This window comes from Micromonospora sp. DT41 (assembly GCF_049841715.1).
GTDB classification, from domain to species: Bacteria; Actinomycetota; Actinomycetes; order Mycobacteriales; family Micromonosporaceae; genus Micromonospora; species Micromonospora profundi.
Genome location: NZ_JBNCKU010000001.1, coordinates 742112 through 768779 on the forward strand (window position 1 = coordinate 742112; position 26668 = coordinate 768779).

Sequence of the window (26668 nt, forward strand, 5' to 3'; positions counted from 1 at the left end):
GGTCAGCACCGGCTCGACTGCTCCGACGGCTCGCCCAGGAACACCCGGCGCACCACCCGCTCCGCCGCCCGACCGTCGTCCAAGGTGCAGAAACGGCCCCGGAAACGTTCCCGGGCAATGGTCGCCCCGGCCGACCGCACCGCGTCGGTGCGGAACAGGTTGAGCAGATCCGTGAAGGTGGTGGCCACCGCGCCCGGCGGCTCGGCGGTGACGTCGAAGTAGACCCCGCGAGCCAGACGGTACGACTCCCAGTCCGGCGCGTAGAGCACGATCGGGCGATCCAGTACCGCGTAGTCGAACATCGCCGAGGAGTAGTCGGTGACCAGAACGTCGGCCACCAGGTAGAGGTCCTCCACCCGCTGGTAGCCGCTGACGTCGCGTACCCGTTCCCAGGTTCCCGGCCGGCCGGGGCGGCGGTCCCGGTCGTGGAAGTAGTGGCTGCGCATCAGCAACTGGCCCGAGTCACCAAGCGCCTCGACGAACCGGTCCGGCTGAAAGGGGGGCCGGTAGCCGGGCAGGTGCTCGCGGTGCGTCGGGGCGTACAGCACCACCTGCTCGTCGGAGGTGAAGCCGAACTCCTCCCGCAGCCGCCGTACCTCGTTCGGACCGGCGGTGACCAGCCGGTCGTTGCGCGGATAGCCCACCTCCAGCGTGGTGTACGTGGCCGGGTACGCCCGGTCCCACATCTGGGTGGAGAAGCTGTTGGCGCTGACGCTGTAGTCCCAGCGGTCCACCCGGCGCAGCAGCCCGGCGAAGTCCATGCGCCCCGCACCGATGGGATAGCGCTGCTGGTCCAACCCCATCACCTTCACCGGAGTGCCGTGGTGGGTCTGCACGTGCACCTGGTCCGGCCGCTTGCGGACGAAGTCCGGAAAGTTCACGTTGTTGATCAGCCAGCGGGCCCGCGCCAGCACCCGGTAGTAGGCAGGAGTGCCGGCCACCACGTACTCCACCCCTGCCGGTACGGCATCCACCCGGTCGCGGCGCACGATCCACACCCCACGCACACCGGGGGCCAACCGGCGGGCGACCTCGTAGATCGCCGCCGGGTTGCAGGCGTAGCCGCGGTACCAGTAGGCGGCGTAAACAGCGAGGGCCGGATCGACAGGCCGGCGCAGCTCCGCCCGGTAGTACTCACGCAACAGGCCGTCCCGGGTCACCCGGGCACCGCGACGGGCGACCGGCCCGACCCGCCGCTTGGCGGTCCGCACCTGCCGGCGGGCCGTGTCACGGGCTCGGCTGGCAGCCCGCAGCGCAGTGAACGTCCGCCACCGGCCTGACGCGACCAGCCGGTGCTTGACCCCCTCCACCCCCTCAGGTACGGGGTAGCCGCCCTCGGGCAGCCACCGCGCGTAGTCCTCGGTGATCTGCGCGAAGAACGCCGACCGCAGCTCCGGTGCGATCCGCTGGCCGTTGCCGAGCACCGTCAGGTAGTGCCAGATCATCCGCTCGAACACCGCCGGCCGCAGTTCGTCCACAGCCGGCGACCAGGCGTCCATCAGGTGGAAGACCCGATGCCACTGCGGGAACACCTCGAAATGCCTGTCACCCCGGGTCTTGGTGATCGCGCCGGCGCGGCGCTGCCGGTAGTTGACACACACCCGATCGAGTACGCCGATCCGCCGCGCCGCCATCAGCACCGGATAGCTGAACGAGACGTCCTCGTACCAGCCGTCCGAGAAGCGCAGGCCCAGGTCGACAAGGAACTCCCGGCGGACCAGCCGGTTCCAGGCGGTGTGCAGCAGCCGCATCGCCTCCGGCCGGTCCCGCAGCCGGAACGTGGTCGTCCCGGGTGACTCGGGAAACACCTCGGCCATCGCGCTGCGGGTGACAGTGTCGTTCCAGTGCGCCCGGACGTGATCGACGAGCAGCACGTCCGGTCGGGTCGTCCGCAGCCGCTCGGCGACCTCCGGCAGGCAGTCGGGCACCAGCCAGTCGTCGCCGTCGACGAACCACACGTACTCGCCGACGGCTCGGTCCAGCCCGATGTTGCGGGCCGGACCGAGGCCGACGTTCTCCGGCAGCCGGACCGCCCGGACCCGGGGGTCGCGGGCCGCGTACTCGTCGATGATCTCGCCGCTGGCATCCGGCGAGCAGTCGTCGACGGCGATCACCTCGAGGTCGACGTCCGGCTGCCCGAGAATCGAGTCCAGGCATTCGCGCAGATATCCCTGCACCCGGAAGGCCGGCACCACGAAACTGATCAGGGCCATCCGGCCGTCCCTCCGTCAGCGGGGCGTCACACCTCCCGCGCCCAGGGATGCGGCCGACGCCCGCGCGTCACGGGCCGGTCGGACGAACCAGGCCAGGACGGCGCTCGCCACGAAGACCACGAGAAGGTACGCACCGAGTGTAGCCATGCCAATACTGACCATACCGGCAATCGCGGCGAGGGTCAGCAGCACCGAACGTCCCTCCCAGCCCAGCGTGGCCGCGTGCAGAGGCGGTGCCACCTGCCGCTTCTCCAGTCGCGCAGTCAGGTCGTAGTGGTGCACGGTGAGCACGAATACGTACCCGAAGATCAGCCACCCGGGCGCGTCGCCGACCACACCGACAGCGATGGCGAACAGGTACTCGCCTGCCCGCAACGCCGCCGGCACCAGCCAGTCCAGCGGGCCGTTGTGTGCCGCCCCGGCGCCGAGGCCACCGGCCAGCAGCACCAGCAACGCCACCGGCACCGTCCAGCGCAGACCCTCCGGCGAGTCGCCCAGCAGCGCAACGACGAGCAGCACCGCAGGGCCGAGCGCGGCGATCACCGCCAGGGTGAGCGGCCCCATCGGGCGTACCACCGGCAACCGGCGGGCCAACGGCCCGTCATCGCGGTGCAGTGTCGCGTCGACAGTGTCCAGCACCGGCACCCACATCCAGCGGGCCCGCAGCGTACGCAGCGCACCCGTGTACGCGAACGCCAACGTGCCCCACACGAGCACCGCCACCAGGCTGACAAGCGGGTTGAACAGCGCCACTGTGATCGCGATCAGCGCCCACCGCTCGCCGATCGGGAACACAACTGTCCGCTTCAGCCAGTACGACAGCGAACCCGTGTCCGCCTGCACCCGTGTCGACGCCGCGTTGAGCCGGTCACCGATCCCGCCGCTGGCACCCGTCGCCGACCGGGGCCGGCGTGCCGCCTCGTCGTGCAGCACCCCGTACCAGGTGTCGGTCATGTGCCGGACGGTCTGCAACGTCATCGCCGCGATCGCCAGCGCCCAGCCGTTGCCCAGCCCGGCGTGGCTCACCCCGAAGCCCAGACCGGCGTAGACGAGGTATTCCTTCGCCCGGTCGGCCATCGTGTCCAGCCAACCGCCCCAGGCGCTGAAGTGCCTTGTGTAGCGGGCCAACTGACCGTCCACGCAGTCCAGCACGAACCCGAGGTAGAGCAGCACCGCGCCGCCCACCAGCGCGGGTCGCCCGCCGACGCCGAACAGCACGGCGGCAGCCAGCGCGAACAGCACCGAGATCACCGTCACCCCGGTCGGGGTGAGCCGCATCCGCGCCGCCAGCCGCACCACGTACGGCGACCAGGTGCTCACGAAGTACGTGGAGAAGAAGTCGTCCTTCTCCTTCACCGACAGCCGCAACTCGGCCCGGTCCTCGTCCACAGCCGTCACCGCCGCCTCGGCAACGGCAAGCCCGGCGGCGTCCTCGACCCGGTGCGCGACGAGCAGGCGTACCCGCTGGGCGAAGATCAGTGTGCCGAGCCCCGCGAGACCCGCGACGAGCCGGTCCACGGCGGACCCGGGACCACCGGCGGCGGACGAGCCGGCGGAGCCCACGCCGCCGGCCACCGGCAGCGGCGACACGTCACCGGCCGGGCCGATCGGGGCGGCGACGGGGAGCACCCCGGACGCGGCGGCGCGGGCGGCAGCGGCGAGATTCGGCAGGTCGTCCACGCCGACCCGCAGCGCACCACCGAACACGCCGGTGGCGTCGCCGTCCAGGTCGCCCACCGCGCCGGCGTCGACTACCTGCCCGCGCTCCTCGCGCACCGCAGTCCGCCCCGGCACCGGCGGGTCGGTCAGCACCAGAGCCACCGTCGGCCCCACCGGGCTGGTGGCCAGATGCCGCAGCACGGCGGTGTGCGCCACCAGGTCGGTGCCTGTGACAAGTAACGGGCCGGTGGCGGCGTCGGCAAGCGACGCCAACTCGTCGAGGGTGGCGGCGAAACGCACCTCGTCCGCCCCGGCCCGGCGCAACTGGCCGGCGAGCCGGTCGGCAAGCGGCTCGCCGGTCGCGGTGGTCAGGCCCGCCGCGGGCGTCCCGGCGGCGAGCACTATCGCGAGCGTCACCGCGGGACCGCGGCGTGGTACGCGTCGAGCGCCTCGGCGATGGTGCCGTCGAGCGTCAACCGGCCCGCGTCGAGGTACAACCCCCGACGGCAGAACCGGGTCAGGTCCTTTTCGTTGTGTGACACCAGCACCAAGGTGCGCCCCTCCCCGAGCAGACGATCAATCGTCGCGTAACACTTCTTGCGGAACTCCGCGTCGCCAACCGCGGTCACCTCGTCCATCAGCAGGATCGGGTGCGGCAGGTGCGAGATGATCGCGAAGCCGAGCCGTACCTTCATCCCCGACGAGTAGTGCCGCACGGACGTGTCGATGGCCCGTTCCACCTGCTCACCGGCGAACTCGACGATCTCGTCGAAGTGCCGCTTCAGGTAGCTCGTCGACAGCCCGTGCAGACCACCGACCAGGTGCAGGTTCTCCCGCCCGGTCAGGTCGTTGGAGAAACCAGCGGACAACTCCAGCAGCGGGGCCACCGCCCCGTGCACCCGGATGCTGCCCTCGTCCGGGATGAGTACCCCGGCGATCAGCCGCAGCAGTGTGCTCTTACCTGTGCCGTTGCGGCCGATCACCCCGACGGTCTCGCCCGGCTCGACGGTGAACGACACGTCGCGCAGCGGCCAGAACTGGCCCGGCAGGGCACCCCGTGCGCCCCGGTGGATGAACAGCTCCCGCAGCCGCAGCTGGCGACGACGGTTGCGGACGAACCGGATGCCCAGCTGGTCGGCCTCGATGATCGGCGCCATCTCAGAGTTCCTTGAGCACTGCGGGTTCCAACCGGCGGAACGACCACCAGCCGGCGGCCAGCACCAGCAGGCTGCCGGCGACCGTGGTGGCGAGCAGGCGGGCGTCCGGGAACTCGTCCGGGTACCAGATCGCGTGGTGCAGCTGGAAGATCCCGACCAGCGGATTCAGCTCGTACACCACCTTCAGCCAGCCAGGCAGGCTGGACTCCCGGACCAGGCTGAGCGGGTAGATGATCGGCGTGGCGTAGAAGAGCACCCGGATGATCAGCCGCATGAGCCGCTCCACGTCGCGCATCAGCACGTTCCACGCCGACAGCAGCAGGGCCAGCCCGATCAGCAGGGCCGCCTGGACGGCCACCGCGAGCGGCAGAGCGAGCAGCGACCAGCCGGGGTGGATCCGACCGTGCACCGTGTAGATCACCGCGATGGCGGCGAGGATCGGCAGGCCGGCCGCGTACTCGGCGAACCGACCGGTGACCCGCCCGATCGGGAAGACCTGCCGGGGCACGTTCATCGTGGTGATCAGCCGGGACTGGCCGGTCAGGGCGTTAGTGGCCTCGCTCAGCGCCGAACTGGTCCACATCCAGGCGAAGATCCCCGTGATCAGGAACAGCGGGTACGACCCGGCCGCCTCACCGAGGTGCCGCCCGGTGTCCCGGGAGTACAGCACCCCGAAGACGAACCAGTAGATGGCGCCCATGCCGAGCGGCTCGATGAGCGACCAGAAGTAGCCGAGCACCGACTGCTGGTACTTCACCGCCAGATCACGCCGGACCAGGATGCGCAGTGAGTTGCGGTGCGACCACAACGCCGCGACGCCAGCGGTCACCGCAGCCTCCCGCCTCCTGAAACGGACGACAGGTTAGCAGTCGGTGAACGAATGCCCCGAATCGGCCGACTCAGCACTCGATCACGTTGACGGCCAGACCGCCACGCGCCGTTTCCTTGTACTTGACCTTCATGTCGGCGCCCGTCTCCCGCATGGTCTTGATGACCTTGTCCAGCGACACCGCGTGCACACCGTCACCGCGCAGCGCGAGCCGGGCGGCCGTGATCGCCTTGATGCTAGCCACCGCGTTCCGCTCGATGCAGGGGATCTGCACCAGGCCACCTACCGGGTCACACGTCAACCCGAGGTTGTGCTCCATCCCGATCTCGGCGGCGTTCTCCACCTGCTCCGGAGTGCCCCCGAGCGCCTCGGCCAGCCCGGCGGCGGCCATCGAACACGCCGAACCGACCTCACCCTGGCAGCCCACCTCCGCGCCCGAGATCGAGGCGTTCTCCTTGAACAGCACACCGATCGCCCCGGCCGCCAGCAGGAACCGCACCACGCCGTCCTCGTCGGCACCCGGCACGAACCACGTGTAGTAGTGCAGCACCGCCGGGATGATCCCCGCCGCGCCGTTGGTCGGCGCGGTGACCACCCGACCGCCGGCAGCGTTCTCCTCGTTCACCGCCAGCGCGAACAGCGTCACCCAGTCCATCACGCGCAGCGGGTCGGTGCTCCCGGTGTCCGCCTCCAGGCTGCGCCGCAGCTCCGCCGCGCGCCGCCGAACCTTCAACCCCCCAGGGAGTACGCCGTCCCGCTCGCAGCCCTGCTGCACGCACTCCCGCATCACCCGCCAGATGTCCAGCAGACCCGCCCGGATCTCCGCCTCGCTGCGCCAGGAACGCTCGTTGGCAAGCATCACCTCGCTGATCGACAAGCCCGTCGCGTTGGTGACCTCCAGCAACTGCGCCCCGGTCAGGAACGGGTACCGCACCCGCGTGCTGTCCGGCTTGATCCGATCCGCGCCGGCCGCCGCCTCGTCCACAACGAAGCCGCCGCCCACCGAGTAGTAGGTGCGGCTGCGCAGCTCGGCGCCCGCCCCGTCGTACGCAGCGAACGTCATCCCGTTCGGGTGGTACGGCAACGAGCGGCGACGATGCAGCGTCAGATCTCGGTCCGGGTCGAAGTCGATCTCGTGCGCGTCCAGCAGGCTGATCCGCCGCTCGGCGCGAATCCGTTCGACCCGGGAGCCGACAGAGTCCGTGTCGACCGTCTCCGGCGCCTCGCCCGCCAGCCCCAGCAGCACCGCCTGACCACTGCCGTGCCCGTGCCCGGTCGCGCCCAGCGAACCGAACAGCTCGGCCTGCACCCGCGCCGTATCGGTGAGCAACCCGTCGGCCTTGAGCCCCGACACGAACGTACGGGCGGCCCGCATCGGCCCCACCGTGTGCGAGCTGGACGGCCCGATACCGACGCTGAAGAGGTCGAAAACACTGATCATGGCTGCGCTTCCTCGCCGTCGTCCCGTCGTATGGGATCCGGCCCGGTCGTGGCCACCGGTCAGGCGGCCCCGCTCGTGGTCGCCCGGTCGGGCGCCCGCCGGCCACCCGGGGTGGTGGGTGCCCGACCTGCGAGCCTACCCGCCCAGACCACCGCCCACCGGACCACGCGACCGCAGTACCTCCCGGCGACCCGGTGCCCCCGGAGCGACCTGACCGCCACCCCGTCGCGACCACCGCGCCGCGCCCGAACACGGTCGCGAGCACCCCGTCACAAGCGGGCGCCCCGTCACAGGCAAGCGCCTTCAAGAGCGCGCTTGATCCAGGATCTAGTGGCCTCGAGCCGGGATGAGGCCACTAGATCCAGGATCGAGCACGATCTCCCTCCGGGGCGCGAGGCGCGGGGCGTGAGGCGTGAGGTCGGGCGCGGGAGGCGTTGGAGGGGGACCGCACGGGTATGTACCTACGGGTCCACGGGTCGCCGATCCTCCTCGAGACCGAGGGCAAGGGTGGCCATCCCTTCGTACCGTGGATTGCAGACGCGGTGCATTGCCGCAGAGTGGGAGTACGACGATGAGTCGCAAACTGGTTCGGCCCCGCCAGGGGCGCATGCTCGCCGGTGTCTGCGCCGGCCTCGGTCAGCGGTTCGGTATGTCCGCCGGGATGGTGCGGCTGCTGTTCCTGCTGTCGCTGCTGCTGCCCGGCACCCAGGTGATCGTCTACCTGATCCTCTGGGTCCTCATGCCCAACGAGGACCGCTACCTAGCCTCCACCGGCCGCTGACCCCCGCCTCTCCTGACTGAGCGGCGGCGTCGAGGCAGCAACAACACCGAAGTTGCTGCCTCGGCGGCGCCCGACACAACAACATCCCTGAAGTTGCGCGGATCTTGGCGCCTGGGGCGGTAAGCGAACAGAGCGGCCGGCGGAACGGGCGGTGTGAATATCACAAGGTCTGCCAGGCGCACCCGATGCCAGGGACATGCGAAACGCCCGCTCCGACGAAGGTCGGGGCGGGCGTTTGCGCGTACGGAACGTACGTAGCTCAGGGAGCCGTGAAGGTGACAGTGACCTGCTGGTAGCCGAGGGAGCGCATCAACCCTTCCAGCATCTTGCGGGTGTTCTCCTGGGCGCGGGCGGAGAGCCCGCTGTCCCGGGCGGCGGCGGTGATCCGTTCCTCGGCGAGCTGGTAGACCTGCTGCTGCCGGTTGGGATCGTTGCCGACCAGGTCGCCGAGCCGGTTGAGCAGGCCGCGCTGCTCGGCGAAGACGTAGCTCTTCTCCATGTCGAGGTTGGTCTTGCCGAGCTGCGGCGCGGGCAGCTTGATCTCGACGGACTTACCGTCGGCGGACTGCACGATGGCACCTTCACCGATCTTGGTGAAGTCGACGTACGCCTCGACACTGCCTGCTCCGACGAACAGGGTGCGCTCGTTGAGCAGGAAGTCGGGAACGTTGCGCCTGTCGTTCTGGGTGTCGACCACGACCTGGAAGTTGCCCTCGGCGGCAACGTAGCGGCTGAGGTCCTGAATCGACTTCAGCAGTGGCGGCTGGCTGCGGTCGGTCTGCTCCTTGGCGAACGGGTTGCGGAAGTCCGGCAGGAAGCCGGTCGCCTGCACGCCCAGCAGCACCACCACTGCCAGCGCGGCGGCACCGAGCAGCAGGAGCAGGCCACGGGCCGCCCCACCTGCTCCGCCGGGCGTCGGGCCGCCGGTGTCGCCGGGTGTGTCCGCGGGCGGTTCGGGTGCCGCGGTCGAGCGCTCCTTGAGATCGTCGCCGGTCGGGTAACCGGGGAACTCCCTGGTGGGCTCGTTGATGTCAGCGTCGCGAGCCATCACACTCACCGTCCTCGTCAGACACGTCGTCTGTCAATGACGGTACGGCCCCCGTACGACAGCCGCGCGGTGAGCGGCCGGAAAGCACAAAAGGGCAGGTCAGGCGAATGCTGAGAGCCCGGTGAGCCGCTGCCCGACGACCAGTTGGTGAATCTCCGAGGTGCCCTCGTACGTCAGCACGCTCTCCAGGTTGTTCGCGTGCCGCATCACCGGGTATTCGCCGGAGACGCCGTTGGCGCCGAGGATGGTGCGGCACTGCCGGGCGATGGCCAGGGCCTCCCGCACGTTGTTCAGTTTGCCCACGCTTACCTGCTCGGGGCGCAGCCGGCCGGCGTCGGCGAGCCGGCCGAGGTGCAGGGCGAGCAGTTGGCTCTTGACCAGCTCGACCGCCATGTCGGCGAGCTTGGCCTGGGTGAGCTGGAACCCGGCGAGCGGGCGGCCGAACTGGGTGCGGGTGGTGGCGTACGCCAATGTGGTTTCCAGGCAGTCGCGGGCGGCGCCGACAGAGCCCCAGACGATGCCGTAGCGGGCTTCGGTGAGGCAGCTCAGCGGTGCCTTCAGGCCGACCGCCTCGGGCAGTTGCGCCGCCGCCGGAACCCGGACGTCGTCGAGGGAGATCTCGCCGGTCACCGAGGCGCGCAGCGACATCTTGCGGGGGATCTCCCGGGTCGTGACACCGGGCATGTCCATGGGTACGGCGAAGCCGCGCACACCGGACTCGGTACGCGCCCAGATCACCCCGACGTCGGCGATCGGCGCGTTGGTGATCCACATCTTGCCGCCGCTGAGCACCCAGTCGTCGCCGTCGCGGCGTGCGCGGGTGGCCATCGAGGCCGGGTCGGAGCCGTGGTCGGGCTCGGTGAGGCCGAAGCAGCCGATCGCCTCGCCGGTGGCCATCGCGGGGAGCCAACGCCGTTTCTGGTCCTCGCTGCCGTAGCGCCAGATGGCGTACATGGCAAGGGAGCCCTGCACCGAGACCAGCGAGCGGACGCCGGAGTCGGCGGCCTCCAGCTCCTGGCAGGCCAGCCCGTACGCGACGGCGGAGGCGCCAGCACAGCCGTACCCGGTCAGGTGCATGCCGAGCAGCCCCAGCTTGCCGAACTCCTGGGCCAGCTCCCGGGCCGGCACGCGACCCTGCTCGTACCAGTCGGCGACGTGCGGGCGGACCCGGTCGTCGACGAGCTGGCGGACGACGTCCCGGATCTGCCGCTCCTCCTCGCTGAGCGACGGGTCCAGGTCGAGCAGGTCCAGTGGAGCGGTCATGGACGCCACCCTAACGAAGCTTCAGGCGGGACCGCTCACTCGATGGGCTCGGAGAGCACAAGCACCCGGGCGTGGATCTGGTTGCGCTGCTGAAGGGCCGCGCGCAGGGCGCGGTGCAGACCGTCCTCCAGATAGAGCCCGCCGTTCCACTGCACGACGTGCGGAAAGAGGTCACCGTAGAAGGTGGAATCCTCGGCGAGCAGCTTGTCGAGCGCCAACTCCCGCTTGGTGGTGATCAACTGATCCAGGCGCAGCGGGCGGGGCGGAATCTCCGCCCACTGCTTGAGCGTCAGGTTGTGCTCCGGATAGGGACGCCCGTCCCGGACCGCTCTGAAGATCACGACGGCACGCTCCCCTCCCCGTGGCCGGGCCGACCGACGGCGCCGAGCCGGGCCGCGGCGGGCACCGCGCGGCGCGGCACCGATGACCGTGCCAGCCTAGCGGCCCAGTGCACGCCGCGTTCTGCTCCCTGATGTCAGTTTCGCTACCCGTCGTCCGTTCCTCAGCCGGACAACTGGGAGGAATGACTCAGCTCCACCGCCCACGTCGCACCACGTCGTCCACTCCGCGACGCCCTCGGCGCAGCGATGGTGACCGATGGTCGGGTGCGGGATAACCGATTGTGACCGCGCCGATGGGGCGGAACTCCGCCGGCACGCCGAACGCCTCCCGGTACGGGGCCAGCCGCTGCGGCGGAATGCCGAAGAAGCACGCCCCCAGCCCTTCGTCCACGGCCGTGAGCAACATCAGCAGCGAGGCGAAACCGGTGTCCACGTACCAGTAGGGCACCGGCCAGCGGTCGGCGGACTGATCCGTCCAGCCCTTGTCCGACTCCGCGTACCGCCGTAGGTAGGCCGACTCGTTGGCGTGCGGCACCACGATCAGCGGTGCCTTGCGCATGCCGGCCAGCCAGCGCTCCCGCCCTCCGCCTCCGGGCGTCGCGACCGCCCAGAAACGCTCCCGGTCGGCCGGCTCCTCCAGCACCAGGAAACCCCAGCCCTGGGTGAAGCCGGCCGATGGCGCACGGATCGCGTGGTCGAGCAGCCGGTCCACCACGTCGGGCGGGACCGGACGGTCCGGGTCGTAGTTGCGCACCATCCTCCGGCGTCGGACGACCTCGGCGAACTCCATCTCCCGCCCTCTTCTCCGGCCCGCTCAGGCCCCGGGCCGGATGCCCCAGGCGCCCCGCCAGGTGGTGCCGGGCTTGAGCGTGAGTACGTCCCTGCCGGAGCGGAAAGCGTCCGGCGGGCAGGTCATCGGCTCGATCGCCACCGAACGCCGGTGCCGCTCGCCGGTGAGCGCGTCGCCGGTGAACACCTGCCACCAGCCGAACTCCGCGTCCGCCCAGATGCTCACCCCCGAGGAGCCGTCCGGCGCGGCAAGGCTCACCGAGGAGCCGCCGTCGGCGTCCCTGATGACGTCACCAAAGCAGAGATCCAACTCGACCCCGCCGATCCGGCGCGGGCTGGTCCAGTCGTACTCCGTGCCGGCCACCGGGGTGACCCCCACCGGCAGCAGCCGGCCGTCCACAAGCACCCGGCTGCGCGTGGGCAGCCGCATCACCAGGTCGTCGACCGCGACGCCCGGCACCTGCAGGTACGGGTGCACCGAGAAGCCGAACGGCGCCACCTCGGCACCGATGTTCGTCACCTCGTGCTCGGCGCGTAGGCCGTCCGCGCCGACGCTCCACCGGCTGAGCAGTCGCAGCGGCCACGCGTAGCCGGGCTGCGGTGGCAGGTCGTAGCCGATCGTCACGGAGTCCGCCGTCTGCTCCAACAGCCGCCACGGCACCCAGTTGACAAGCCCGTGGATGGCCACGTGCCGTTCCGGTTCGGTAAGCGCGAGCTGGTGCGTCTGGTCGGCGAACGGGTATTGGCCGTCCCGGATCCGGTTCGGCCAGGGTGCCAGCACCTGTCCGGCGCAGCCGGGGCAGACCTCGTCGGTCGCGTACCCGTCGAGCAGGTCGACGCCGTCCTTCCGGTACGTCCGCAGGCCGCCGCCCACCTCGACGATGACGGCCTCGTGGCCGGCGGCGGCGATGGTCCACTGGGCGCCGGAAAAGGGGCGCTGGTCGGGGGTGTCCATGCCGGCGACCCTAACCGGTCACCCCCGCACGCCGCTCGACACGGTCACGCCCGATCGCCGCTCGACGCCGTCGCCGCGCGGTAGCGCACCAGGGCCGGGAAGGCGACCGCAAGCACCACCACGAGCGCCGCCGAGGCGAGACCGCCGGCCACCCAGGCCACCCCGCCACCGAAGCCTGCGGCCATGGTGCCGGCCCGCAGGTCACCAAGTCGCGGCCCGCCAGCCACCACCACCGTGTTGACGCCCTGGAGCCGGCCACGCATCCGGTCCGGCGCATAGATCAGTAGCATGGACTGCCGCAGGACCGCGCTGACCAGGTCGGCAGCGCCGGCGACGGCGAGCAGCACCACCATCAGCCAGAGGTGGTGGGCCAATCCGGCGGCTGCGATCGCCAGGCCCCAGGCGACCACCGCGACCACCAGGCCGAGCCCCTGCCTGCGGAGTCGGCCGATCCAACCGGAGGTCAGGCCTCCGATCATCGAGCCGATCGCGATGGCGGCGTAGAGCAGGCCGACCGCGCCACCACCTCCGAAGCGTTCGTGGGCGATCTCCGGGAACAGGGCCCGGGGCATGGCCAGGATCATCGCGATCAGGTCCACCCCGAAGGAGAGCAGAAGCACCGGAGTGGTGGCGAGATAGCGGAACCCGTCGACAACGCTTGCCAGGCCGGCGCGGCGGGGCTCGCCGTCGGCGCTCGGCTCGGGCGGCAGCGACGGCAGGCGTAGCGCGGCCCAGAGCATCGCTGTGAACAGCACCGCGTCCACGCCGTACGCGACCGACAGGACGAGCCTGGTGTCGGTGGAGGCGGCGAGGATCAGGCCGGCGGCGAGTGGTCCGGCCACCGAGGCGGCGGTGAACGTCGTGTAGTTCAGGGTGCTGGCAGCCGGCACGAGATTGTCCGGCACCAGTCGGGGAAGCATGGCGCTGCGGGCCGGCGAACTGATCGCGAACGCCACAGACTGCACCGCCATCAGCGCCAGCAGCAGCACCGGGCTGCCCACGTCCAGCAGCGCCTGCACCAGCAGACCAAGGGTGGACGCCCAGAGCAGCACCGACCCGCCGAGCAGCACCACCCGGCGGTCGCGGGCGTCGGCGATGGCGCCGCCCCAGAGCCCGAAGATCAGCAGGGGCACGAAGGCCGCCACGCCCAGCAGGCCGACCCAGAAGGAGTCCTTCGTCAGGGCGTACATCTCCACAGGCACCGCGACGGCAGTGAACTGGAAGCCGAACATCGCCACGGTGTTGCCGAGCCAGAGCCGCCGGTACGCGGGCACGCGCAGCGGACGTACGTCGATCGCCCAGCGGCGTCCTCCCCGCCGCCGGGCCTCCTGCACGCCCGTCACGGTGCCAGCCGCTCGACGATCCAGCTCCCGTCGCCGCTCGGGACGCCACCGGGTGGCCCGTCGTCGGTGCGGCGGAAGCGCAACCTGTCGTGCAGCCGACCGGCCCTGCCCTGCCAGAACTCCACCGAATCGGGCCGGACCCGCAGGCCACCCCAGTTCGGCGGGGGCGGGATGACGGCCTCGTCGGCGAACCGCTCGTCCACCTCCCGGTAGCGCTCCTCGAGCGCGGCCCGATCCGGCACCACCTGCGACTGCGGGCTGGCCCAGGCGCCCAGCTGTGAGCCGCGCGGCCGGCTGGCGAAGTACGCCTCGGTCACCGACGCCTCGACCGGCGCGATGCGACCCGCCACTACCACCTGCCGCTGCATGGCGAACCACGGAAAGACCAGACTGGCGTACGGGTTGGCGGCCGCCTCGACTCCCTTGCGGGACAGGTGGTTGGTGAAGAAGACGAAGCCGTCGGAGTCGTACCCCTTCAGCAGCACGGTCCGGCCGCTCGGCCGGCCCGCGGCGTCGGCGGTGCCCACCACCATCGCGTTCGGCTCGGGTAGCCCGAAGGCAACCGCGTCGGCGAACCAGCTGTCGAACTGGGTGTGCCAGTCACCGGCCAGGTCGGCCTCGGTCAGGCCCAGCTCCGCGCCGTACTCGTTACGCATCGCGGCCGGACCAGGTGTGTTGCCCGTCACGTCCTACTCCTTCTCGGCGGGCCCGTCGGCGCACCCCCGCGCTGACCAGCCCGCACCGCCCAGTCTCACCGAGCGGCGCGGGAAATGCGCGCCCGGGGATGTCGTGTGCGGCACAGTCGCCGTGGGTCGCGTATCCGGTTACACAGCAGGCAAGATGTTCCGAACACATCCCTGAGGGTCGCCTAAGGCGCCCGGCCGACCGGGCCGGATGAGCTGATCGGGCGCACCGAGCAGATCCAGGAGAGCGACATGGCCGATTTCAAACCCGGGCTGGAAGGCGTCGTAGCCTTCGAGACCGAGATCGCCGAACCAGACCGCGAGGGTGGCGCGCTGCGCTATCGCGGGGTCGACATCGAAGATCTGATCGGCCAGGTCTCGTTCGGCAATGTGTGGGCGCTGCTTGTCGACGGCCGGTTCGGGCCGGGCCTGCCGCCGGCGGAGCCGTTCCCGGTGCCTGTGCACTCCGGTGACATCCGGGTCGACGTGCAGTCGGCTGTCGCCATGCTGGCCCCGTACTGGGGGCTCAACCAACTGCTCGACATCTCCGACGAGCAGGCCCGTGAGGACCTCGCCCGGGTCTCGGTGACAGCGCTCTCCTTCGTCGCGCAGTCCGCCCGGGGTCTCGGCCTGCCGGCCGTGCCGCAGAAGGAGATCGACAAGGCGCAGACCATCGTCGAGCGGTTCATGAAGCGCTGGCGTGGCGAGCCCGACCCCCGTCACGTCAAGGCCGTCGACGCGTACTTCATCTCGGCCGCCGAGCACGGCCTGAACGCCTCCACCTTCACCGCCCGCATCGTCGCCTCCACCGGGGCGGACGCGGCTGCGTGCATCTCCTCCGGCATCGGCGCCCTATCCGGCCCGCTGCACGGCGGCGCACCGTCCCGGGTGCTCAGCATGCTGGAGGCCGTGGAGCGCAGCGGCGACGCCGAGGGGTACGTGAAGGGTGTCCTCGACCGCGGCGAGCGGCTGATGGGCTTCGGCCACCGGGTCTACCGTGCCGAGGACCCGCGCGCCCGCGTGCTCCGCCGCACCGCCAAGGAGCTGGGCGCGCCGCGCTTCGAGATCGCCGAGGCGCTGGAGAAGGCGGCTCTCGCCGAGTTGCAGTCCCGCCGCCCGGACCGGGTGCTCGCCACAAACGTCGAGTTCTGGTCGGCTGTCGTGCTGGACTTCGCCGAGGTGCCGGCGCACATGTTCACCTCGATGTTCACCTGCGCCCGGATGGGCGGCTGGAGCGCGCACATCCTGGAGCAGAAGCGCCTTCAGCGGCTGGTCCGCCCGTCCGCCCGCTACGTCGGTCCGGAGACCCGCAAGCCGTCCGACGTCGAAGGCTGGGCCGCCATCCCCCACGGCGTCTGAGGTGTAAGGAAGGGCCCCTTCTTAACGCCTGGCGTAGAGGAGGGGCCCCTTCTTAACGCCTGCTGTTAAAAAGGGGCCCCTCCTTCGTGGAGGTGGGAGGGGGAATGTGGTGAAGGACTCATGACCTGCACGTGAGGGCTTGGCCTCTACCGCCGGATCCTGGTGCGAGGATGGGGGCCGGCAGTGTCGCCGGGCCCGCCCTAGCCCTTGCGGAAGGACCTTCATACCGTGGCTGACGCCTCGATCATCCGGATTCCCGACGAGATCAAGCCCGCTGACGGCCGGTTCGGCTGCGGCCCGTCCAAGGTCCGGCCGGCGGCCGTGTCCGCTCTCGCCGACGTGGCCACCAGCTTCCTGGGCACCTCGCACCGGCAGAAGACGGTCCGCGACCAGGTGGCCCGGCTGCGCTCCGGCATCGCCGAGTTCTTCTCGCTGCCCGAGGGCTACGAGGTCGTGATCGGCAACGGCGGCACCACCGCGTTCTGGGAGGTCGCCACGTTCGGCCTCGTCCGGGACCGGGCGCAGTTCGCCAGCTTCGGCGAGTTCGGCGCCAAGTTCGCGAAGTCGGTAAAGGACGCCCCGTTCCTGGGCGAGCCGACCGTCCGCAAGGCCGACGCGGGCAGCGCGCCCACCCTTGTCGCCGAGGCCGGCGTGGACGTCTACGCGACGCCGCACAACGAGACCTCGACCGGTGTGGCAGTACCGATCAGTCGGGTCGCGGGCGCGGACGAGGGCTCGTTGCTGCTTGTCGACGCCACCTCCGGCGCCGGTGGCCTGGAGGTCAACGTCGGCGAGACCGACGTCTACTACTTCGCGCCGCAGAAGTGCTTCGGCTCCGACGGTGGCCTCTGGCTGGCGCTGATGTCGCCTGCCGCGCTGGAGCGGGCCGCCGAGATCAAGGCGTCCGGGCGCTACATCCCGGCCTTCCTGGACCTGACCACCGCGATCGACAACTCGCGGCTGGAGCAGACGTACAACACGCCGGCGCTGGCGACCATCTTCCTGGCCGCCGAGCAGACCGACTGGATGAACGCGCAGGGTGGCCTGGCCTGGGCGGCGAAGCGCACCGCCGAGAGCGCCGCGACGGTGTACGGCTGGGCGGAGCGGTCCACAGTGGCCACTCCGTTCGTGACCGACCCTGCGCTGCGGTCCAACGTGGTCGCGACGATCGACTTCGCCGACGGTGTGGACGCCACCGCGATCGCCAAGGCGCTGCGCGCCAACGGCATCGTCGATACCGAGCCATACCGCAAGCTCGGCCGCAACCAGCTGCGGGTGGCGCTGTTCCCGGCCGTCGAGCCGGCCGATGTCGAGGCGCTCACCGCCTCCATCGACTACGTGGTCGAGCGCCTCTGACGATCGTCACGGTCGGTGTTGGTCGGGGCTCCGACCGACACCGACCGTGATCATCGCCGCAGCTCAGTCGCGACATGCGGGGTGTCGCTTCCCCCACCCCGAGACAGATGCGCGTACGGTGGTCAGAGACGCCTGGGTGGCCGACTCGTGGCGTGCGGCCAGCGAAGCGGGACGGAGGCAACGCAATGCGCCCAGTACGCTTCGTCGCCCTCTCCGAGGACGGCCATGCCCTGGTTCTCGCCGACGAGGTCGGGCGGCTGCTCGCCCTGCCGATCGACGAGCGGATCGCCGGCGCGCTGCACGCCGAGCCCGGCGCACCGCCGCTTCCGGCGGCGCCGACGACCGTCGACCCGGTTCCCTCGCTGTCCCCTCGGGACATCCAGGCCCGCATCCGCTCCGGTGAGTCCGCCGAGGACGTCGCCCGGATCGCCGGTGTGCCTGTCGACCGCGTGCTGCGCTACGCCGGGCCGGTGCTCCAGGAGCGGGCGATGCTCGCCCAGCACGCCCGCCGCACCCGGCTCAAGGGCGCCGAGAAGCCGACCCCGCTCGCCGAGGTGGTGAACGGCCGGCTGAGCCAGCACGGCATCGACACCGAGAAGATCTCCTGGGACGCCTACCGGCGCGACGACGGCACCTGGCGGATCATCGCCACCTGGCCGTCCGGCAAGGCCACCGCCCAGGCCATCTGGGATCTCGACAAGACCCGGCAGGCGGTCACGCCGCACGACGACATGGCGCAGTACCTGTGCGCCGAGCGGCCCACGCCGATCCTCGGTCAGGAGCCGGCACCGGAGCGGGGTGGGCACGCCCTGCCCGGTCCATCCCGTGGTGAGCCGAGCCGTGGTGGGCACGGGTTGCCGGCCGCGTCCGAGCACCCGCGCCCGGGTCGGGACCCGATCCGGGCCGGCCGGGACGCCCTGCTCGCCTCACTGGACCGTCCGCTCGGCGCCTCGTCGGGTCGTGGCTTGGAACCGCGTACTCCGGCTGCTCTGGCCGGGTCGGACGCGCCCCGGCAGCGACCGGTCGGCGGCGGCGCCGCCGCGCTTCTCGGCGGCGGTCAGGGGTCGGCCTTCGACGATGACGCGGATGCGCCGAAGGAGGTCCCGGCCGTGCCGTCGCTTGCGGTGCTGCGGCCTCGGCGGACGGGTGCCGCGGCTGCGGCCGGTGGCGAGTCCACCGACGCTGCCGGCAAGCCGCGCAAGCGGCTGCCGAGCTGGGACGACGTTCTCTTCGGCAGCGGTCCGGCCGCACGCGAGTCTTCCTGACGCTCCGCGTCGACGGGTGGCGATCCGCCTCCTGTCGACGCGGGGCCGCGCGACCTCACCCACCGGCTCGACGCAGCCGGCCTCAGTTTCACAGGGGCCAGGCGGCGAGTCGCTCGTAGCGCGGGCCAGGGTGGCTGCGGACGAGTAGCAGTTCGGTGACCGACCATTCCGGCCCCTCGTAGTCGTCGAGGGTGACCCGGTCGGCCTCGATGTCGGCCGGTGTCATCCGGTCACCGGGCCGGGCGATGGTCAGGTGCGGCCGGAAGGGCTTCTCGTCATAGGGCAGGCGGGCGTGCCGCAACCGGTCCCGGGTCAGTCGGGCCAGTGTCCGCAACGCCTCGACGTCACCCCGCACGTCCGTCCAGAGCACTGTGCGCCGGCCATCGCCGAACAGGCCACCGCCGCCGAGCCGCAGCCTGGGCTGGGTGTCCCGACCGTCGCGGAACCGTTCGGCGGCCAGCCCCAGAGCGCTGAAGACCTCGACCAGCCGGGCTGCCTCGACCTCGCCGAGAAAGGCAGCTGTGAGGTGGAGGTTGGCCGGGTCGGCGAGCCGGACCGGGATGCCTGCGGCAGCCGCCGCACCGACACGCAGCCCGGCGACCCGCGTGCCGAGGTGGGTGACCGCCTCGATCGGCGGGTAGACCGCGACGAAGAGCCGCAACGACGGACCGCTCAGCGGTGCCGTTGACGGTGCCCGGCGCGGGCCGCAGGGAGGGCCAGGCCCGCAGCGTGCAGCACTCCTTCGACCCGTACGCGTTCGATTTCCTGGTCGACGCCTGTCAGTTCGGCGAGGTGTTCAGGGATGCCGAGGGCGCGGCAGGCCAGTCGGAGCCGGTCGTCGTACGCCTGGAGCACCCCCGCGTACCAGACCATGGACCGGCCGCTGCTGCCGAGCCGCTGGCCACCGAGGCGACGCAGGTCGGCGGCGAGTTGCTCCAGAGGACGCCTGTCGGTGCTGTCGAACTCGCTGAGGTCGATGTCGCGGGTCAGCGAGTCGGCCTCGACGGCGCGGTCGAGGCGGGCGATGGTGCGCCGTTCCCGACGGCGTTCACGCCATTCCGACCAGCCACAGACCACCCGGTCGATGATTTCGTCGGCGCAGAAGAGCAGGGCGAACGCCGCCGGCAGGCTGGCCACGGCGATGAGCGCCAGGGCGAGCGTCAGCGCGCGTCCGACTTCCACATATCGACGCTAAGCCCCGTCGTGCCGCCTCGCCAGCGATTTGGCAGCATCCGCGCCATCCGCCGATCGGGACCCGCTCCGGCACCCGTAACAGGGAACGGCCCCCTCCTCGCGGGTTTCGAGAGGAGGGGGCCGTTCCTGACGCGCTCAGCTGTTGGCGGAGACGACGTAGAAGCGGGGCATGGGCAGCACCCGGAAGCGCAGCCGGGCATGGGAGCGGCGCAGCTGCCAGGCCAGCGCGATGAGCGCTGTGGCCAGCGAGATCAGCCCGCCCATCCAGATGCTCGCGCCGGCGCCGAAGTGCTCGGCGACCCAGCCGATCAGCGGCGCGCCGACCGGGTTGGTGCCCAGGAACACCAGCACCCACAGGGCCATCACCCGTCCCCGGAAGGCGGCGTCCACGCCGAGCTGGACGCGCTGGTTGGCGGCCTGGGCGAAGAAGACCATGAAGAAGCCGGTGGGCACCAGCAGCGCCACGACCAGCCAGTACGCCCCCGCGAAGCCGACCAGGGTGCCGAAGCTGGCGCAGGCGACAGCGGCACCGAGCACCAGCCACACCGACGGTCGGCTGCGCCGGCCGGTGCCGCTGAGAGCACCGCCGAGCGCGCCGACGGCCAGTGCCGTGCTGAACAGGCCGAAGGAGGCGGCACCGGTGTGGAAGACCGTCTTGGCCAGCGCTGCGAGGGTGAGCTGGAAGTTGAACAGGGACATGCCGATCACCGACATGACCGCCATCGGCAGCAGCAGGTCCGGCCTGCGCCACACGTACCGCAGCCCGTCGATCACCCGGGCGGAGTCCCGTTCGTCGCGCGGCAGCAGGGCGGCGCGGTGCAGCTCGGAGGTCCGCATCTGGACCACGGTGACAAGCGGGGCGATCGAGCTGAGGGCGGTGACGAGGAACACCGGGCCCACGTCGAAGGCGGCGATGGCAAGGCCGGCTACGGCCGGGCCGACGATCCGGGCGGAGTTGAACACTGCGGCGTTCAGCGACAGCGCATTGGGCAGCAGCGGCGTGCCGACCAGCTCGGAGACGAAGGCCTGGCGGACCGGGGTCTCGACGGCGTTGGCGGTGCCGAGCAGCGCGGCGAACGCGAAGACGTGCCAGAGCTGCACCAGGTCGGTGAGGACCAGCACTGCCATACCGAGCGCCAGCACCGTCCAGAAGGCGTTGGCGACGAAGAGCAGCACCCGCTTGTCGTACCGGTCGGCGAGCCGGCCGGAGAGCAGCGTGAGCAGCAGCACGGGGGTGAACTGAAGGGCGGTCACCACACCGAGAGCGGTGGCCGAGTTGTCGGAGAGCTCGAGGACCAGCCAGTCCTGGGCGATGAACATCATCCAGACGCCGATCAGTTTGATCAGCTGCCCGGACGCGAAGAGCCGGTAGTTACGGACCTGTAGGGACTGGAACATCGTGCTCAGCTTGGCCTGCACTCTTGGTGCGCCTCCTTGGACGTACGCGTCATCGACACGTGACGGCACGGCCCAGTGGCGCGGGCTCAGGCGCGAGCGAGCTGCTGGAGAATCCCGGCGGCCCTGAGCAGGGTCTCCCGTTGGTCCTCGTCGAGCGCGGCCAGCCGGTGGGCCAGCCACTCATCGCGGGCCCGCTCGAACTGGTCGAGCACGGCCTGCCCTCCTTCGGTCGCCGCGAGGATGACCTGCCGGCCGTCGGTCGGGTGGGGGGTCCGCCGCACGAGGCCGCGTTCCTCCAACTTCGCAACGATCTTGGTCATCGTCGGTGGCTGCACCCGTTCGACGTCGGCCAGTTCCCGGGGTGTCATCGTGCCCGCCAGCCGGATGCTGGTGAGCGCCGAGAGCTGGGTGACCGTCAGGTCGCCAACCGGTCGGGCCTGGCGGACCCGTCGGTTGAGTCGGGTGATCGCATCACGCAACTGGGGAGCCAGTTGCGCCGGTGGCACGCGTTCCGCCGTCACCGTCCGCTCCATCACGATTGTTAGCCTAACTAATAAGCCTGGCTAATGACATCCAATATGACTCGGCTCACGAGAACATTTGCGTCGTTCCGGGCGGGAAGTCCGATCCGCTCCCCGCCCGGAACAGACGTCAGAGCACCAGGGACTCCACCGGCCCACGCAGGAAGTACAGCACGAACAGCGCGGCCACCCCGTACAGCAACGGGTGGATCTCCCGGGCCTTGCCCTTGGCCAGCTTGACCACCACGAAGGTGATCAGACCAGCACCGATCCCGTTGGAGATCGAGTAGGTGAACGGCATCAGCACGATGGTGAGGAACGCCGGAATGGCGATCTCGTAGTCGGACCAGTCGATCGTCCGCACCGCAGTCATCATGAGGAAACCGACCACCACCAGGGCCGTCGACGCCGCCTCGAACGGCACGACCACCACAAGCGGCGCCAGGAACATCGCCATCAGGAACAGGGCGCCGGTGACCAGGTTGGCCGCGCCGGTCCGGGCACCCTCCGCGACACCTGCGGCACTCTCGATGTACGACGTGTTGCTGGAAGTGCTGGCAGCACCACCCGCCGCCGCCGCGATCGAGTCGACGAGCAGGATCTCCTTCGCCCTCGGCGGAGTGCCCTTCTCGTCGAGCAGGCCACCCTCCTGGCCGACCGCCACCATCGTGCCCATGGTGTCGAAGAAGTCCGTGATCAGCAGGGTGAAGACGAACATCAACACGACCAGCCAGCCAGCCCGACTCCACGAGTCGAGCACGTTGAACTTGCCGAGCAGCGACAGGTCCGGCAGGTCCACCACAGTCTTCGGCAACTCCGGCACGTTCAGCGACCAGCCCTTCGGGTTGGGCTGCCCGTTGACGAACGACGGACCGATGTTGCCGACCGCCTCCACGATCACCGCGAGCACCGTGGACGCCAGGATGCCGATCAGGATCGCGCCCTTCACCCGCCGCACCACGAGGACCAGGGTGATCAGCAGTCCCACCACGAAGACCAGCATCGGCCAGCTCACCAGCTTGCCGCCGATACCCAGCCCGACCGGGACGGTCGTGTTGGCGTCGTCCGGGATCCGCCGGACGAAACCGGCGTCCACCAGACCGATGATGGTCAGGAAGAGGCCGATACCGACGCCGATCGCGGTCTTCATCTGCGTCGGCACCGCACGGAACACGGCAGTACGCAGGCCGGTCAGCACCAGAATCGCGATGAGCACACCCTCGATCACCACGAGGCCCATCGCGTCGGCCCAGGTCATCTCCGGCGCGATCTCGTACGCCACCAGGGCATTCACACCCAGGCCCGCGGCGAGCGCGAGCGGGAAACGGCCGACAACACCCATCAGGATGGTCATCAGACCGGCGACCAACGCGGTCGCCGCCGCAAGAGCCGGAATCGGAAGGGACTTTCCGTCGCCGTCGACGGCACCGCCCAGGATCAGGGGATTGAGCACCACGATGTACGCCATCGTGAAGAAGGTCGCCAGGCCACCACGTACCTCACGGCTCAACGTTGAGCCACGGGCGGAAATCTCGAAGAAGCGGTCAAAGCCGTTACGTGGATGAGCGGGGTCGGGTGGTGTGCCGTTCTCGGGCGGCAGAACTGCCATCAGGTCCTCGCAGGTGATCTTTCCGGTTGACGCCGGCATCGTCCCAGATCGCTGGTGGGCAGGGGAAGTAGATCCCGTACGCTTGCCGCGTGCCGAACGACCAGCAACCGCGGCCCGCGCCGCTGGACCCACCGATGGTGCCGTTCGCCGTCGCCGGGCTGATCGCCTGGGCGGTCGCCGGGCTGGTGCTACTGATCTTCTTCCGGGGCTGGCTGACCGAAAACGGCCACCAGAACTGGCTCTGGACCTGCCTCGCCGGATTCCTGTGGGGCTTCCCCGGTCTCGCCGTGATGATGCGTCACGACGCCAAGCGGCGGCGCCGCCGAGCAAGCTGACGTCAGCGGCGGCCGGCCCGGCCACCGCCGCGCACGGTCCTGGCCGCCCGGCCACCGCGCACGGTCAGGAATGCCCGTACGGCTCCGCAGGCTCGGTCGACTCCACCGAACCGGGGGCACGGCTGACCGACATGGCCTCCACCGCGCTGTCGTCGTACACCGTCGGAAGATCCTCGACAGCGGTCTCGGCGGCCTCGATAAGCGTCTCGGAGTGGGCGCCGCAACCATGGTCGGCGCTCACCACACGACCGTCGTCAGGCGCGTAGAAGTTGCCGCACGCGCCGAACGCCTGGCGCATCGCACCCGCCAACGGCAGATAGAAACCGCAGGTGCCACACCGGGCAGCGGCCGGGGCGGCGGTGGAGATGGCCGCCGTGGGGCCGTGATCGCCGTCGTACCAGCGCTGCGCCGCGTCGGCACGGCCCTCCCGGGAGAGCACCCGCGCCCGGCCGAGGCCCAACTCCCAGGCGGTCTCCTCGACCGCAGGATCGTCGGAGAGCAGATAGCCGGGAGCCAGCCGCTCGTCCTCCGGAGACGTCGGCAGCAGGTCGCCCGGGCCGAGGTCGCCCGGCTTGAGTCGCTCCTGCCAGGGCAGCCAGCCGGGCGCGAGCAGCGCGTCCGGGCCGGGCAGCAGCACCGTCTCGCAGATCGTCACCGTCCGGCTGCGCGGCACCCGGGTCACAGTGACCGCCCACCGCCAGCCCCGGTAGCCCGCGAGACGGCAGTCGAAGTAGTGGGTGACCAGCCGGTCACCTTCGGCCACAACCTGCAGGTGATCGCCGACGTCGTCGGCGTCCACCTCGGTGATGCCGGCGCGGGCCACCTCGACGGCGGCGGCGCAGACCTGGTCGAGGCGGGCGGCACGGGTGGAGACGGGCCTGGTCACCTCCCCATTGTTCCCCATGCGCCCCGCACGGGTGACAGGGACTCCCAGGGAACGTTTCCCCGCAGTGGTGCGGCGTAGGTGGGGCGGATGGGCGAGGATGGTGCACATGCCGCCGCACTCCCGCTCCGGGCGATCTCTCCTCGGGCGTACCGTCGGCACCGGCATCCGGGCCGTACGCCTGCTCCTGCGTGGTTCGGTGGGCAGCGGACGCTGGGTGACCCGCCACGCCGGCCGGGCCCGGACCAGGGGCGCAGGCGGCGAGGTCGGCATGGTCCGCCTGTTCGACCTGCACGCGGTCTCCTGCGCGGGCGACACCCTGATCGCCATCGGCCTGGCCGGGACGATCTTCTTCAACGTGCCTTTGGGCGAGGCCCGCAGCAAGGTCGCGCTCTACCTGCTGGTGACGATGGTTCCGTTCGCGATGCTCGCCCCCGTGGTGGGTCCGCTGCTTGACCACTTCCGGCACGGCCGGCGGTACGCGCTGGCCGCCACGATGCTCGGCCGGGCGTTCCTGGCGTGGCTGATCTCCGACTACATCCACGGCTTCGGGCTCTATCCGGCCGCCTTCGGGGTGCTCGCGCTGTCCCGGGCGTACGGCGTGGCCCGGTCCGCAGCTGTGCCCCGACTGCTGCCGGAAGGGCTCGGCCTCTCCCAGGTGGGCGCGCGGGCCAGCGTCTACGGCACTGTGGCGGGCGCGCTCGTGGCACCGATCGGGTTGGCGGCGTTCTGGTTCGGCCCACAGTGGCCACTGCGTGTCGCGTCGGTGATCTTCCTCGTCGGCATGGTCATCTCGCTACGACTGCCACCGAAGGCGGATTCGGAGCCACCGGAGCGGGTCCCCCGGCCGCTGCGGGCGTTCGGCCGGCGGCGGGGCGAACGGCCGTTGGGCCGTGGCCGCCCGGCCGGCCGGCTGGTGATGGCCAGCCTGATCGGCGCCGCCACCCTGCGCGCGATGTACGGCTTCCTGCTGCTGTTCCTCGCCTTCGCGATCAAGAAGGGCGACCTGACCACCGGGGTGTTCGGCCGCGATCTGGGGGCGGAGTGGGCGCTGGGGCTGGTCGGCGCCGCGCTGGCGGTGGGCACGTTCCTGGCCACCGCCGTCGGCACCCGTCTGCGCATCCACCGGCCGACCGCCATCCAGTCCAGCAGCATGATCATCGTGGCCGGGGTGGGTGTACTTGCCGTCATCCAGTTCTCACTGCTGATGGTGGCGCTGCTCTGCCTGGTCACCGCGCTGGTCAGCGGAATTTCCAAGCTCGCCGTCGACGCCTCCATCCAGGAACGCATCCCGGAACGGCTGCGGGCCAGCTCGTTCGCCCACTCCGAGACGGTGCTGATGCTCGCCTTCGTAGCCGGTGGAGGGCTCGGACTGGTCCCGTTCAACGGTCGAATGGGCATCGCGGTCGCTGCCGGTGTGGGCATCCTGGCCGCCGTCCGAGGAGTCCTGGTCGCCACCCGGCTACGCGCCGAGAAGCTGGCCGGTCGACCGCTGGGTGACGACGAACTGGCCACCGACGAGCCGGCCGACGAGCCCGCCTCCTCGCCGCAGGACGCCGCTCCCACCTCGCCGGCGCCGGCCCAGGCCAGCTCGCCGCAGTACGACGAACCGGGGCTCGCTCCGCCGGGCTACCACATCTACCGGCCCTCCTCCGCTGTCGGCGGCCCGGGAACCAGCGCCGACGACGAGACCCGCCGGGAGTCCCCCGGCCCGGTGTCGTGACCGCCGCTGGCGTGACCGACGCTGGCGTGACCGACGCTGGCGTGACCGGACTGCTGGTGGTGACGGCGGTGCCAGCCGAGGCCGACGCGGTGCGCGCCGGCCTGGTCGACGCCACGGTGACAGTCACCCCGGTCGGGGTGGGACCGGCCGTTGCCGGTGCCGCCACCGCCCGGCTGTTGGCGCTCGCCGAGGCTGCCGGCCGCCCGTACCGTGCCGTGGTCAGTGCCGGCGTGGCCGGCGGCTTCGCCGGGCAGGCCGCCGTCGGCGACACCGTTCTCGGTACCGCGAGCATCGCCGCCGACCTCGGTGCCGAATCACCTGACGGCTTCATCCCCGTCGACGAGCTGGGCATGCCGCCCGCTCTGCTCGGCGGCGGCAGCGTGATGCCGGCCGACCCGCGGCTGCTGGCGGCGCTGCGGACCGCCCTGCCGGCCGCCACGGCCGGCCCGATCCTCACGGTCAGCACGGTCACCGGCACCGCTCTCAGCACCGACGAGCTGCGTCGCCGCCATCCGGCCGCCGT

At 70.9% G+C, this 26668-nt stretch carries 25 protein-coding genes; 7 read left to right on the forward strand and 18 right to left on the reverse strand.

The genetic code is table 11. The features are described 5' to 3' along the window. Positions 1 to 2 precede the first annotated feature (2 nt). From ACLQ23_RS03465 to ACLQ23_RS03485, 5 genes are all read right to left on the reverse strand, one after another. The gene (locus ACLQ23_RS03465) at positions 3 to 2213 is read right to left on the reverse strand and encodes a bifunctional glycosyltransferase/CDP-glycerol:glycerophosphate glycerophosphotransferase (protein ID WP_355588271.1); all 2211 of its coding nucleotides are present in this window, start codon (positions 2211 to 2213) and stop codon (positions 3 to 5) included. A gap of 15 nt (positions 2214 to 2228) precedes the next feature. Then, positions 2229 to 4289, reverse strand: coding sequence for a DUF5941 domain-containing protein (locus tag ACLQ23_RS03470; protein WP_425880327.1), 2061 nt, complete (start codon positions 4287 to 4289; stop codon positions 2229 to 2231). Continuing rightward, on the reverse strand, positions 4286 to 5029 hold the full coding sequence (locus tag ACLQ23_RS03475; protein WP_355588269.1) for an ABC transporter ATP-binding protein: 744 nt from the start codon (positions 5027 to 5029) through the stop codon (positions 4286 to 4288). The genes ACLQ23_RS03470 and ACLQ23_RS03475 overlap by 4 nt, the downstream gene beginning before the upstream one ends. A gap of 1 nt (position 5030) precedes the next feature. Next, positions 5031 to 5858, reverse strand: coding sequence for an ABC transporter permease (locus ACLQ23_RS03480; RefSeq protein WP_355588267.1), 828 nt, complete (start codon positions 5856 to 5858; stop codon positions 5031 to 5033). 70 nt (positions 5859 to 5928) lie between these two features. Beyond that, positions 5929 to 7299 carry an L-serine ammonia-lyase gene (locus ACLQ23_RS03485; RefSeq protein WP_355628270.1) on the reverse strand — a complete coding sequence of 457 codons (1371 nt, stop codon included), beginning with the start codon at positions 7297 to 7299 and terminating at the stop codon, positions 5929 to 5931. Between the two features lie 571 nt (positions 7300 to 7870). Here ACLQ23_RS03485 and ACLQ23_RS03490 point away from each other — a divergent pair. After that, positions 7871 to 8080, forward strand: coding sequence for a PspC domain-containing protein (locus tag ACLQ23_RS03490; protein ID WP_355588263.1), 210 nt, complete (start codon positions 7871 to 7873; stop codon positions 8078 to 8080). A 259-nt stretch (positions 8081 to 8339) separates the two neighbouring features. Here ACLQ23_RS03490 and ACLQ23_RS03495 read toward each other — a convergent pair whose 3' ends face one another. From ACLQ23_RS03495 to pdxH, 7 genes are all read right to left on the reverse strand, one after another. Then, positions 8340 to 9128, reverse strand: coding sequence for a DUF4230 domain-containing protein (locus tag ACLQ23_RS03495; protein WP_355588261.1), 789 nt, complete (start codon positions 9126 to 9128; stop codon positions 8340 to 8342). 99 nt (positions 9129 to 9227) lie between these two features. Next, the gene (locus ACLQ23_RS03500; protein WP_355588259.1) at positions 9228 to 10391 is read right to left on the reverse strand and encodes an acyl-CoA dehydrogenase family protein; all 1164 of its coding nucleotides are present in this window, start codon (positions 10389 to 10391) and stop codon (positions 9228 to 9230) included. Positions 10392 to 10426: 35 nt separating this feature from the next. Then, on the reverse strand, positions 10427 to 10732 hold the full coding sequence (locus ACLQ23_RS03505) for a type II toxin-antitoxin system VapB family antitoxin (protein ID WP_007454850.1): 306 nt from the start codon (positions 10730 to 10732) through the stop codon (positions 10427 to 10429). Between the two features lie 187 nt (positions 10733 to 10919). Further along, positions 10920 to 11522 carry a nitroreductase family protein gene (locus ACLQ23_RS03510; RefSeq protein ID WP_355628267.1) on the reverse strand — a complete coding sequence of 201 codons (603 nt, stop codon included), beginning with the start codon at positions 11520 to 11522 and terminating at the stop codon, positions 10920 to 10922. 24 nt (positions 11523 to 11546) lie between these two features. Further along, positions 11547 to 12476, reverse strand: a complete 930-nt coding sequence (locus tag ACLQ23_RS03515) for an aldose 1-epimerase family protein (protein WP_355588255.1) — start codon at positions 12474 to 12476, stop codon at positions 11547 to 11549. 44 nt (positions 12477 to 12520) lie between these two features. Then, complete coding sequence (locus ACLQ23_RS03520; protein ID WP_355588254.1) at positions 12521 to 13819, reverse strand: MFS transporter; 1299 nt, start codon at positions 13817 to 13819, stop codon at positions 12521 to 12523. Beyond that, positions 13816 to 14475, reverse strand: coding sequence for a pyridoxamine 5'-phosphate oxidase (pdxH, locus tag ACLQ23_RS03525; protein ID WP_355628298.1), 660 nt, complete (start codon positions 14473 to 14475; stop codon positions 13816 to 13818). Before pdxH ends, ACLQ23_RS03520 begins: the two co-directional genes overlap by 4 nt. 279 nt (positions 14476 to 14754) lie before the next feature. On the opposite strand from pdxH, the gene ACLQ23_RS03530 reads away from it, so the two are divergent. The 3 genes from ACLQ23_RS03530 (at position 14755) to sepH (ending at position 18482) form a co-directional block, all read left to right on the forward strand. Further along, the gene (locus ACLQ23_RS03530) at positions 14755 to 15861 is read left to right on the forward strand and encodes a citrate synthase 2 (RefSeq protein WP_355588252.1); all 1107 of its coding nucleotides are present in this window, start codon (positions 14755 to 14757) and stop codon (positions 15859 to 15861) included. A 228-nt stretch (positions 15862 to 16089) separates the two neighbouring features. After that, positions 16090 to 17217 (forward strand): phosphoserine transaminase, encoded by a 1128-nt coding sequence (serC, locus tag ACLQ23_RS03535; RefSeq protein WP_425734653.1) that lies wholly within the window; start codon positions 16090 to 16092, stop codon positions 17215 to 17217. Between the two features lie 185 nt (positions 17218 to 17402). Then, positions 17403 to 18482, forward strand: coding sequence for a septation protein SepH (sepH, locus tag ACLQ23_RS03540; RefSeq protein WP_355588250.1), 1080 nt, complete (start codon positions 17403 to 17405; stop codon positions 18480 to 18482). An 88-nt stretch (positions 18483 to 18570) separates the two neighbouring features. Here sepH and thpR read toward each other — a convergent pair whose 3' ends face one another. The 5 genes from thpR to ACLQ23_RS03565 form a co-directional block, all read right to left on the reverse strand. Beyond that, a complete protein-coding gene (gene thpR, locus ACLQ23_RS03545; RefSeq protein WP_425734652.1) occupies positions 18571 to 19143 on the reverse strand; it encodes an RNA 2',3'-cyclic phosphodiesterase in 573 nt (190 codons plus the stop codon). 11 nt (positions 19144 to 19154) lie between these two features. Further along, a complete protein-coding gene (locus tag ACLQ23_RS03550; RefSeq protein ID WP_425734651.1) occupies positions 19155 to 19664 on the reverse strand; it encodes a hypothetical protein in 510 nt (169 codons plus the stop codon). A 147-nt stretch (positions 19665 to 19811) separates the two neighbouring features. Then, a complete protein-coding gene (locus ACLQ23_RS03555; protein WP_355588244.1) occupies positions 19812 to 21095 on the reverse strand; it encodes an MFS transporter in 1284 nt (427 codons plus the stop codon). Between the two features lie 65 nt (positions 21096 to 21160). Further along, a complete protein-coding gene (locus tag ACLQ23_RS03560; protein WP_306272943.1) occupies positions 21161 to 21610 on the reverse strand; it encodes a MarR family winged helix-turn-helix transcriptional regulator in 450 nt (149 codons plus the stop codon). A 115-nt stretch (positions 21611 to 21725) separates the two neighbouring features. Continuing rightward, on the reverse strand, positions 21726 to 23204 hold the full coding sequence (locus ACLQ23_RS03565; RefSeq protein WP_355588520.1) for an NCS2 family permease: 1479 nt from the start codon (positions 23202 to 23204) through the stop codon (positions 21726 to 21728). A 134-nt stretch (positions 23205 to 23338) separates the two neighbouring features. Here ACLQ23_RS03565 and ACLQ23_RS03570 point away from each other — a divergent pair, with 134 nt between their 5' ends. Continuing rightward, complete coding sequence (locus ACLQ23_RS03570) at positions 23339 to 23539, forward strand: DUF2530 domain-containing protein (RefSeq protein ID WP_425734762.1); 201 nt, start codon at positions 23339 to 23341, stop codon at positions 23537 to 23539. A gap of 64 nt (positions 23540 to 23603) precedes the next feature. On the opposite strand, the gene ACLQ23_RS03575 is transcribed toward ACLQ23_RS03570, so the two are convergent. Next, positions 23604 to 24443 (reverse strand): DUF3027 domain-containing protein, encoded by an 840-nt coding sequence (locus ACLQ23_RS03575; protein WP_355588240.1) that lies wholly within the window; start codon positions 24441 to 24443, stop codon positions 23604 to 23606. Positions 24444 to 24531: 88 nt separating this feature from the next. On the opposite strand from ACLQ23_RS03575, the gene ACLQ23_RS03580 reads away from it, so the two are divergent. Continuing rightward, a complete protein-coding gene (locus ACLQ23_RS03580) occupies positions 24532 to 26145 on the forward strand; it encodes an MFS transporter (protein ID WP_355588238.1) in 1614 nt (537 codons plus the stop codon). Positions 26146 to 26186: 41 nt separating this feature from the next. Continuing rightward, positions 26187 to 26668, forward strand: a 482-nt coding sequence (locus ACLQ23_RS03585) for a futalosine hydrolase (RefSeq protein ID WP_425880344.1), incomplete at its 3' end; no start/stop codon positions are given.